This window comes from Paraburkholderia sp. RL18-085-BIA-A (assembly GCF_046027075.1).
Taxonomy (GTDB): Bacteria; Pseudomonadota; Gammaproteobacteria; order Burkholderiales; family Burkholderiaceae; genus Paraburkholderia.
The window spans coordinates 92963-103005 of sequence record NZ_JARESU010000027.1; the positions used below are offsets into that span (position 1 = coordinate 92963).

Below are 10043 nucleotides of genomic sequence, written 5' to 3' on the forward strand. Positions count from 1 at the left end.
TTTTCGAAATAGAAATGATTGAAAACCATCGTTGCAAAATTGTCGATGTCAAAACTGCCGGACTTTGAAGGATTCGCGATGTTCGCGAAGGTCGCCGAAGAAGGCTCGTTCGCTGCCGCGGCGACGGCAATGGGCGTTTCTGTCGCTACCGTTTCCCGGGCGGTCACCCGCCTGGAGGCGCGACTGGGGGGCAGGCTTTTTAACCGCACCTCCCGACGACTTGCACTCACCGACTATGGCCATATGCTTGCCGAGCGAGCGGCAAAAATCTACGCGGACGCCGAGGAGGCCGAGGACTTCGCACGTGAGACCTCGAGCCGGCCGCGCGGTCTGGTAAAGCTCGCTGCACCGCTCTCTTTCGGCGCTCGCTGGGTCGCCCCGCTGCTGCCCGAGTTCTTTCGCACCTACCCGGATATTTCCGTGGATCTTGTTCTCACGGATGCCCATGCCGATCTGATTGGAGAGGGCTTCGACGCCGCCCTCCGTATTGCCATCATGGAAGACTCGTCACTCGCCGCACGTCTCATTGCACCGGTGCGCCGGTTTGTCGTGGCATCCCCTGCCTATCTGTCCCGCTATGGTCGACCGCGGCACCCGCATGATCTTGGCGCCCATCAGTGTCTTACCTACGCTAACAGGAACAAGCGCGACGTCTGGCGCTTTACCCACCAAAGTGGCGAGGAATGCGTGATCACACCAACCGGGGCACTGCGGGCAACAAGCGTGGACGCGCTACTGCCCATGCTACTTGCAGGACTCGCCATCACAGAGCTTCCTGAGTTTGTCGCGACACAGTATTTCCCGGACAAGCAGCTTGAACCGATCCTGACCGACTGGCGACTGCCCGAAGGCGCTCTGTATTTCGTTACCCCCACTGCCCGCGCACGGCCAGCAAAGGTTAGCGCATTGGCCGATTTCTTCATCTCCAGACTTGCGGCAGCGCAATGGAGCGCCGAGACGCTGCTGGGTTGGAAACCGCCCGGCCATCGCGTCAAGTGATTTCCCGTTGCGGGTTGGCCGGAAAACGGAGAGAACCGCAAGCAGCACCGCCACCGATCCGCACGCCACTAGCAGTTCCCGTTTTCTATCCAGATTATAATTCGGCATGCGAAATATATTGATCTATCTATGCCGTCAAACGCACTCGTTAGATTAGAACTTATGACGGAGCCCAATGTGCGCGATGGTTTGTGTCCGTCCACTCGATGGGGCCGGGATGTTTGTAATCTGCGATTGCGTTGCAGAACCGCCGGCCTTCTGCAACTGGGCAACCAGGTAAATGTCCGTCCGTTTGGACAAGATGTAATCTGAAAAGAGACCAACTGCGCGATAGATTGGAGACTGGTCCGTAGCGTCGACCTTCCCGTGGGTGTAGATGTACACGACGCCAGCAAAAACGTCCGGCCGGATCTGGTAGCCCAGATTTGCTTCATAGTTATCGAATCGAACATCTGCTCCGTCGAAGGCATTTCCGAACCGCGTGGAGGTGTACTGAAGTCCGAGCGTTGCCCTGCCAAAATTGTATTGGGCGCCCGTACCCCAGATCTGCTGGCTTTGCGCATGGGGTACGTACGCTGCGAATGCGATTGCGTTCGGGACGACGCCGCCGAACACAGAGGCGAGTGGATCCTTGATGTATGTATAGGCGGCAGCAGCATACAGCGGCCCGTTGGCGTAACTCAGACCAAACGACTTCACGCTGTTGGTGGAGAACTGCCCCGCCACGCCGCCAAAGCTATAGAGTGCTTCGGCAGTGAATCCGGCAATAACAGGGCTCGCGTACCTGACCGCATTGTTAATACGGTTGACGCCGGCAGCATTGTCAACGTCGTTCAGGTGGGCCAGATAAACCGACCAGTTCAGGCCGGCGTTGGTTTTTGACAGCAGATTGGCCATCTCATCGTATTGACGTCCAAGTGTCACCGTTCCGTATGGACTTGCGATGCCCACGTACGCGGATCGACCAAAAAGCGCGCCGTTGTTGCCGAGGTTACCTGTCGACGGGTCAAAGCCACTCTCCAGAACAAAAATGGTTTTCAGGCCACCACCCAGATCCTCTACCCCGCGAAATCCCCACCGCGATATTGAGGCTCCACCGCTCTGGAGCTGCCAGTTTGAGTGCCCCTTTTGATTGCTGGTGTACGTGATGCCTTCATCGATGATCCCATACAAGGTTACGCTGCTCTGCGCATACGCGGACGCGGACGCTGCACATAACACGGCGACGCCGCACGATACCCTTTTCATTTTCAGCCTCCTCTGACGATACATCCGAACATTGCCGTTCATGAATGAAGCAGATTTTCTTTTAACTTTACCGACCGTACAGCATTAGACTAGCCGGTAATTTTCCGGTCGTACAGCTTTGTTGGACTAGTGCTATCCCCTATGGAACGCTCCTCACAAACGAGGGAAATTCCGGCCGCTCAACCCTGAGAGTGGTTAGAAGGCCTACACGTATAGGGTTGAAATGAAGCGGTTTGCGAAAGACCGTGCACGACCGTTCCTGTACACGGCACTGTCGAGTTGTCGACAAGTTCCCATTACTATACTTTTCATTCGTAAAATTTAGTGTATAGTGGAATTGAACGAAGCGATGGGCGGAGCGACCTGCCCTCCTGCTAGTCCGGAATCCAGATCAGGAGACGATAGTCATGTCGATGCAAAAGATAGACACCCACCAACATTTCCTCCCCAAGCTGTATGTGGACGCTGTAGGTCTCGACATACTGAACGCCGCCATGCCGAATGGGGTTGCCCCAACCTGGTCCGTAGAGGCGGCCCTCGCGATGATGGATGAAAATGGCATTGACGAGGGCATTCTTTCCATCTCGTCGGGCCCGACGATTCCGGATGCGGCGGCATTGCTCCGCAAATGCAATGACTACGCAGCTGATCTCGGAGCCCGGCATCCCGGGCGGTTTGGTTCCTTTGCCAGCTTGCCGCTGCCACACATCGACGCAGCCTTGCGCGAGGTGAGTTATGCCCTCGACGAGCTGAAGGTCGACGGATTCATTCTCTTCACGAACTACGACGGCATGTATCTGGGGGATCCGCATTTCACCCCGCTGCTGGAAGAACTGGATCGTCGTGGCGCCGTCGTTTTCGTTCATCCGAATCAACCGCCTCACGAGATACCGCGCGTCGCTCCGGCGTCTGTGCTGGAATATCCGTTCGAGACGACACGCACCGCGGCGAGCCTGATTATTTCGGGTGCGGTAACCCGGTTCAAGAATGTGCGGTTCATTCTGTCCCACGCCGGAGGGACGTTGCCCTTCCTCGTACCCCGTCTTGCTCTCTCCATTTCGATGATGCCTGGGGCAATCGAGCGAGTGGGTGACCCGCTCGAGGCGGTCAGATCCTTGTATTTCGACACGGCCCTTTCGGGAGGAGCGGCGCCATTGAGCGCGCTCGCGCAAATTACAACGCCTGACCACATTCTGTTCGGAACGGACTTCCCGTTCGCACCGACTGCCGCGATCCGGCAGTTCGGCGCCGTACTCGACGACATCGAGATTCCCGGTGTCGAGATGAGCAAGGTGTACGGCGAGAACGCTGCGAGATTGCTGGGTCGGTAAAGCCGGGGATTTGAATCGACAAAGTGCTGTCTCTGCCTAGTCGACGAACGGGGATCATCTGCGTGGATAATCCATAGCTATCCTTAGCAGATGATTTTCTCGACAGCGGCATAGAACGACCAACTGTGAAGCCGCACATCTGGCGTTCGCGCCTGCGGGTCGGTGCGCCCCCCGCGAAATCTCCCCGGGCTCAGTCAGGGTGAGCGCCAGACAATCCCGCTTTCGACTCTAACCAATGTGCCAGCTTTGAGCGGACGCGAGGACATGTACCTGGAGCGTCGCCAGCCCACGATAGACCGGATTGCGATTCCATCGAGGCCGAGGCTCCGAAAGGGCCAGCGCGGGCCAGCGCCGCATGAGCTTGCCGAACACGATCTCGGCTTCCATCATCGTCAGCGCAGCGCCGATGCAGACATGCGGACCGCTGCCGAACGAGAGCGGCGCGAACGCGCGCCGCCCGATGTCGAGCCGGTCGGGATCCGCGTAGCGACGCGGATCCCGATTGGCCGCGCCAATGAGCCCGAGGACCAGTTCCCCTCGGCGCAGCGGCTGTCCGTGCAGCATCAGGTCGGTCGCGACGCGTCGCCCGGTGTACTGGACCGGACTGTCGAAGCGCAGCAGTTCGCGCACCGCGGCCGTCAGCCGGTGTGGCTCGCGCCGCAGTTCGTCCCAGAGTCCAGGCTCGGCCAGCAGGTGGTACAGCCCATTACCGAGCAGATTACGCGTCGTCTCGTGCCCGGCGAACAGCAGCATCGCGCACTGCGCGATCAGTTCGGTGCCATCGGCAATCGTCCCGTCGCTCGCGGCGCGCGCGAGGCACCCGATCAGACCGTCTCGCGCGCCGCCGCTCGCGAGGCAGGACTCGAAGTAGCGGCTCATCCCGAGCAGGCCGGCCTGCGCGCGCCGCGCCTGCTCCAGCGTCGGCCGCGGCGCGCCAATGAATGCAGCGAGGCCGTCCGACCAGTCAATGAAACGGCAGTCGGAATCGCCGTCTACACCCATCAGCTTTGCAATCTCCCGTGCCGGTAGCGGCCGCGCGAGTTGCTGCATGAAGTCGAAACCGCGCCGCGCGTCCACGCCGTCCAGCAGTTCGTCGACCAGTGCCTCAATATGCGGCCGCAAACCGCGCAGCGCGTCGGGCCGGAAACCCGCATGCAGCACGCGGCGGATGCGAGGGTGATCCGGCGCGTCGAGAAACAGCATCGCGCGCGAGAACAGTTGCTGGAAGCCCTTGAGCTCGTTGCGCGCGCCTTCGCCGCTATTCATCACCCAGCCGCCGGTCCGCCGCGCCGAGAAGCGCGGGTCGCGCAACATCGCCTCGACGTCCTCGTGCCGGGTGAGCAGCCATGCACCGCCGAAGAACGCGTCGCTCCAGTGGATCGGTCCGGCCTCGCGCAACGTCTCGTACGCGGGATATGGATGCTCCAGAAAGTCATCGTCGAGCATCGGACGTCCGGGCGGCGACGCCTCCCTGATCGGCAAAGGCTGCGCGCTCATATCGCACCTTCGCGCTGGACACGCAGGCCCAATCGGGCAAACAGCGCGCGATCCCGTGCGGCCTGCGGATTGCTCGTAGTCAGCAGCCTGTCGCCATAAAAGATCGAGTTCGCGCCCGCGAGAAAGCACAAGGTCTGCAGCGCGTCGTCCATCTGCTCCCGCCCCGCAGAGAGCCGCACCATCGCGCGCGGCATCGTGATGCGCGCGACCGCAATGGTCCGCACGAATTCGAGCGGATCGAGCGGCTCGGTGCCGGCGAGCGGCGTGCCTTCGACCTGCACCAGATTGTTGATTGGTACGGACTCCGGGTACGGGTCGAGATTCGCGAGCTGCGCGATCAGGCCCGCCCGCTGCAGGCGCCCTTCTCCCATGCCGACGATCCCGCCGCAACACACGTGGATGCCGGCGCCGCGCACGCGGGCCAGCGTGTCGAGACGGTCCTGGTAGGTCCGCGTACCGACGATGCGGCCATAGTATTCGGGCGACGTGTCGAGGTTGTGGTGGTAGTAGTCGAGGCCGGCGTCTTTCAACGCGCCGGCCTGCTGCGCATCGAGCATGCCGAGCGTCATGCAGGTTTCCAGTCCGAGCGCCTTCACCTGCCGGACCATTTCGGCCACGGCCTTCATGTCTCGCGGCTTCGGGCTGCGCCATGCGGCGCCCATGCAAAAGCGCGTCGCCCCCTGGTCCTTCGCGATCCGCGCGGCCTCGACGACTTCGGCGACCGGCATCAGCTTGCCCGCTTTCACGCCGGTATCGAAATGCGCGGACTGCGGACAGTAGCCGCAGTCCTCCGCGCAACCGCCGGTCTTGATCGACAGCAGCGTCGACAACTGGATCTGGTTCGGATCGAAATGCTCGCGGTGCACCTGCTGCGCGCGATGCAGCAGATCCATCAGCGGCAACGCAAACAGCGCCTCGACGTCTGCGACGCGCCATCGCGCATCCGGCTGCGCGGCGGGCTTCGTCAGGGCCGACAAAGGAATGGTGGCGACGGTGTTCATGCAGTAACTCCAGTTGAGGAAAGCCGGCCCGGAACGACGCGCAAGGCAACGGCATCGAGCGAAGCGGCGATCGCCGCGAGAGGACGCGTGCGACTCATGATGCGGCCCGAAGCGCGGCGGACAACGACAGCGCACGCGCGTTATCGCTGACGATCAGCGGCTGGATCACCATCGCGGACTCGGGCAGGCGCCATTCGAGCGACAGGCGGCCGGATCACGAACGCCTGCCGAGGACGGCCCGACCAACTCGCGAACCGTTGTCGCGGCCGAGTTGCGCCGAGATCCACGCGCCGCAATCCACCAGCGCATCCAGATCGACGCCGGTGCTCGCGCCGAGTCCGTGCAGCAGGTACACGACGTCCTCGGTCGCGGCATTGCCCGTCGCCCCCTTCGCATACGGACAGCCGCCCAGCCCGGCGACTGAGCTGTCGAACACCCGGAGCCCGAAGTCGTACGACGCGTGAACGTTGGCTGCCGCCATCCCGTACGTATCGTGGTAATGCCCGGCCAGCGCGCCGACGGGCACCCGCGCCGCGACCGCTTCGAGCATGGGCAGCACCGAGCCCGGCGTGCCGACGCCGATCGTGTCGCCGAGCGACACCTCGAAGCAGCCGAGCTCATGAAGGCGTGCCGACACGTGCGCGACCTGCCGCGGCGCAATCGCGCCGTCATACGGACACGCGATCACGCACGACACGTAGCCCCGGACCTTCACGCCCTGGCGTTTCGCGGCGTCGAGCACGGGCACGAAGCGGTCGATCGACTCGTCGATCGAGCAGTTGATGTTCTTCTGCGAGAACCCTTCCGACGCGGACGCGAACACGGCCACCTCGGTCGCGCCTTCGGCCACCGCGGCCTCGAAGCCCTTCAGGTTCGGCGTCAGCACCGGATAGTTCACACCGGGCCGGCGGCGCAATCCGCGCATCACGTCGGCCTGGTCCGCCATCTGCGGGACCCACTTCGGCGACACGAACGACGTGACCTCGATATCGCGCAGGCCCGCCGCGGCCAGACGCTCGATCAGGTCCAGCTTGATCGCGGTCGATACGTTCTGCTTCTCGTTCTGCAGCCCGTCACGCGGACCGACTTCGACAATGCGCACCTGTTCCATCACTCGACTCCTTCGAAATCCAGCAACCCGGCCCCGTCGGCGAGCTGCATGTCCCGTTCCCTGGTTCCTTAACCAGACGTTTCAGCTCAGGCTCTGCAGGGAAGCGCGATAGCGCTCGCCCCATGATTGCCCACCGCTGACGCTCACGCCGACCCGCCGCAGCAGCCCGTCGGCCAGGCCGTAGACGAGCCCGTGCACCTCGACGCGCTGGCCGCGATACCACGCGCGCCGCAGGATCGTCGTGCGGCACACGTTCGCGACCTGCTCGATGACGTTCAGTTCGACCAGCCGCCGGCTGCGCTGCGCGTCGTCGCAGCCGTCGAGCCGCGCCTCGTGCCTGTTCGCGATGTCCTCGATGTGACGCAGCCAGTTGTCGGCCAGTCCGGTCGAGCGGTGCTCGGCGACCGCCTGCACGCCGCCGCAGCCGTAATGGCCGACGACCATCACGTGCTCGACCTTCAGCGTCTCGACCGCGTACTGCAGCACCGACAGGCAGTTCAGGTCCGAATGCACGACGACGTTGGCGATGTTCCTGTGCACGAATACCTCGCCGGGTGCCAGCCCGAGAATCTCGTTTGCGGGTACGCGGCTGTCGGAGCAGCCGATCCACAGATAACGCGGCGACTGCTGCGCCGCGAGCCGGGTGAAGAAGTCCGCATCGTCGGCGACGCGCTGATTCGCCCACGCGCGGTTGTTTGCGAATAAGGTGTCAAGAGAGCACATCGTCGCCCCACACCGATTGCGGGTACCGCTCGCGCCCGACCGGCATGCGCCGGATTTCGCCCGTGCCTGCACCGGGATCGAACGCGAGGCCGGATAGCTGAACCATGAAAATCTCCTGTCGACCAGAGTTGACGCTTTAGCGTCTTACTCTGGTCCCATTCAAGCTGGTTGCTGTAGTTGACGCTTTAGCGTCTTACTCTGGTCCCATTCAAGCTGGTTGCTGTAGTTGACGCTTTAGCGTCTTACTCTGGTCCCATTCAAGCTGGTTGCCGTAGTTGACGCTTTAGCGTCTTACTCTGGTCCCATTCAAGATGGTTGCTGTCGATGAAGATTGACGCGCCTGACGCACGCCGCGCGCCCGAAAATCCGATGCCGACGGGGCCCAACGCGCCGGCGGCCGCCATCAGTTCGTGCGGTCCTGCACGAGCCTGAGCTCCTCTATCATCTGCTCGCGCATCGCGAACTTCTGGACCTTGCCGGTGACCGTCATCGGCATCTCGTCAACGAAGCGGATGTAGCGCGGAATCTTGTAATGCGCGATCTGGCCGCGGCAGAAGTCGCGGATCTCGTCATCGGTGGCCTGCTCGCCCGCCCTCAGGATGATCCAGGCGCAGATCTCCTCGCCGTACTTCGAATCGGGCACGCCGAACACCTGCACTGCCTGCACCTTCGGATGGCGGAACAGGAACTCCTCGATCTCCCGCGGGTACACGTTCTCGCCGCCGCGGATCAGCATGTCCTTCACCCGGCCGACGATGTTGCAGTAGCCGTCAGCGTCGAGCGTCGCGAGGTCGCCGGTATGCATCCAGCCGTCGCGCACGACTTCCTGCGTGCGCTTATCGTCGCCCCAGTAGCCGAGCATCACCGAATAGCCCCGGGTGCAGAGCTCGCCGGTCTCGCCGATCGGCACCACGCTGCCGTCGATGTCGACGATCTTTACCTCGAGGTGCGGCTGCACACGGCCGACCGTCGCCACCCGCCTGTCGAGCGGGTCGTCGGTGCTGCTCTGAAACGACACCGGCGAGGTCTCGGTCATCCCATAGGCGATCGTCACCTCGCGCATGTTCATCTGCGACACGACTCGCTTCATCGTCTCGATCGGGCACGGCGCGCCGGCCATGATGCCGGTGCGCAACGTCGACAGGTCGTACTGCGCAAATTGGGGCACGTCGAGCTCGGTGATGAACATCGTCGGCACACCGTGCAGCGCGGTGCACTTCTCGTCCGACACCGCCGCGAGCGTCGCCGACGGGTCGAACACCTCGCTGGGGAACACCATCTTCGCGCCGGTCGACACGCAGGCCAGCACCGACATCACCATGCCAAAGCAGTGATAGAGCGGCACCGGAACGCACAGCGCGTCCCGCTCGTCCAGCCACATCGCCTGCGCGACGAAGCGCGCGTTGTTGACGACGTTGTGATGCGTCAGCGTCGCGCCCTTCGGATGGCCGGTCGTGCCGCTGGTGAACTGGATGTTGATCGGATCGTGGCAGCCGAGCGACGCCGTGATGTCGTCGAGCGATTGCCGATCCAGCATCGACGCGCCGCGGGACACCACCTCTTCGTAGCCGAGCATGCCGGGCGTGCGCTCGCCGCCCATCCGGATCACGCACTGAAGCGCCGGGAGACGCCCCGCCACCAGCTTGCCGGGTTCGCTCGAGGCCAGCTCCGGGGCCAGCGCCTGCAGCATCTCCAGATACTGCGACGTGCGCAGCCGTTCGGCAGAGACGATCGCGCGGCAGCCCGACGCGTTGAGCGCGTATTCCAGTTCGTGCAAGCGATAGGCCGGATTGATATTGACCAGGATCACGCCGATGCGGGCGGTCGCAAACTGCGTGACGAGCCACTCGACGCGGTTCGGCGACCAGATGCCGAGCCGGTCGCCCCGCCGCAGGCCGAGCGACGCGAGCCCCGCGGCCAGCCGATCGACTTCCGCGCTGAACTCGGCCCAGGTCCAGCGCACGTTCTGTTCGCGGAACACGATCGCGGGCCGATCGGCGAAACGGGACACGGTGTCGGCCAGCAGCGCGGCGATGGTGGCGGTCGACAACGGCGATTGCGTCGATCCCCGCACGTGCGACAGGTTGTCTCGCGGCGCGCTACCCGGCGACGAGCCGGCTGGTTCGGTCATGG

General features: G+C 63.0%; 8 protein-coding genes. 2 read left to right on the top strand and 6 right to left on the bottom strand.

What is annotated here, in order from left to right:
* Positions 1-45: 45 nt before the first annotated feature.
* On the top strand, positions 46-999 hold the full coding sequence (locus P0D89_RS20130; RefSeq protein WP_408357714.1) for a LysR family transcriptional regulator: 954 nt from the start codon (positions 46-48) through the stop codon (positions 997-999).
* A gap of 153 nt (positions 1000-1152) precedes the next feature.
* Here P0D89_RS20130 and P0D89_RS20135 read toward each other — a convergent pair whose 3' ends face one another.
* Positions 1153-2247 (bottom strand): porin, encoded by a 1095-nt coding sequence (locus tag P0D89_RS20135; protein ID WP_408357582.1) that lies wholly within the window; start codon positions 2245-2247, stop codon positions 1153-1155.
* A gap of 407 nt (positions 2248-2654) precedes the next feature.
* On the opposite strand from P0D89_RS20135, the gene P0D89_RS20140 reads away from it, so the two are divergent.
* Positions 2655-3578: an amidohydrolase family protein gene (locus P0D89_RS20140; RefSeq protein ID WP_408357581.1), complete on the top strand. Its 924-nt coding sequence runs from the start codon at positions 2655-2657 to the stop codon at positions 3576-3578.
* A 228-nt stretch (positions 3579-3806) separates the two neighbouring features.
* Here P0D89_RS20140 and P0D89_RS20145 read toward each other — a convergent pair whose 3' ends face one another.
* The 5 genes from P0D89_RS20145 to P0D89_RS20165 form a co-directional block, all read right to left on the bottom strand.
* On the bottom strand, positions 3807-5075 hold the full coding sequence (locus P0D89_RS20145; RefSeq protein WP_408357580.1) for a cytochrome P450: 1269 nt from the start codon (positions 5073-5075) through the stop codon (positions 3807-3809).
* Positions 5072-6076 (bottom strand): biotin synthase BioB, encoded by a 1005-nt coding sequence (bioB, locus tag P0D89_RS20150; protein WP_408357579.1) that lies wholly within the window; start codon positions 6074-6076, stop codon positions 5072-5074. Before bioB ends, P0D89_RS20145 begins: the two co-directional genes overlap by 4 nt.
* Positions 6077-6290: 214 nt before the next feature.
* Positions 6291-7187, bottom strand: coding sequence for a hydroxymethylglutaryl-CoA lyase (locus P0D89_RS20155; protein ID WP_408357578.1), 897 nt, complete (start codon positions 7185-7187; stop codon positions 6291-6293).
* A gap of 81 nt (positions 7188-7268) precedes the next feature.
* Positions 7269-7910: a carbonate dehydratase gene (gene can, locus P0D89_RS20160; protein WP_408357577.1), complete on the bottom strand. Its 642-nt coding sequence runs from the start codon at positions 7908-7910 to the stop codon at positions 7269-7271.
* Between the two features lie 403 nt (positions 7911-8313).
* Positions 8314-10041: an AMP-binding protein gene (locus P0D89_RS20165; RefSeq protein ID WP_408357576.1), complete on the bottom strand. Its 1728-nt coding sequence runs from the start codon at positions 10039-10041 to the stop codon at positions 8314-8316.
* Positions 10042-10043: the final 2 nt, after the last annotated feature.

What these genes read in the sequence shown, in the direction of transcription:
- P0D89_RS20155 (WP_408357578.1), bottom strand. Translation starts at nt 7,187, where the DNA reads ATGGAACAGGTGCGCATTGTCGAAGTCGGTCCGCGTGACGGGCTGCAG.
- P0D89_RS20165 (WP_408357576.1), bottom strand. Translation starts at nt 10,041, where the DNA reads ATGACCGAACCAGCCGGCTCGTCGCCGGGTAGCGCGCCGCGAGACAAC.
- P0D89_RS20135 (WP_408357582.1), bottom strand. Translation starts at nt 2,247, where the DNA reads ATGAAAAGGGTATCGTGCGGCGTCGCCGTGTTATGTGCAGCGTCCGCG.
- can (WP_408357577.1), bottom strand. Translation starts at nt 7,910, where the DNA reads ATGTGCTCTCTTGACACCTTATTCGCAAACAACCGCGCGTGGGCGAAT.
- bioB (WP_408357579.1), bottom strand. Translation starts at nt 6,076, where the DNA reads ATGAACACCGTCGCCACCATTCCTTTGTCGGCCCTGACGAAGCCCGCC.
- P0D89_RS20130 (WP_408357714.1), top strand. Translation starts at nt 46, where the DNA reads ATGTCAAAACTGCCGGACTTTGAAGGATTCGCGATGTTCGCGAAGGTC.
- P0D89_RS20140 (WP_408357581.1), top strand. Translation starts at nt 2,655, where the DNA reads ATGTCGATGCAAAAGATAGACACCCACCAACATTTCCTCCCCAAGCTG.
- P0D89_RS20145 (WP_408357580.1), bottom strand. Translation starts at nt 5,075, where the DNA reads ATGAGCGCGCAGCCTTTGCCGATCAGGGAGGCGTCGCCGCCCGGACGT.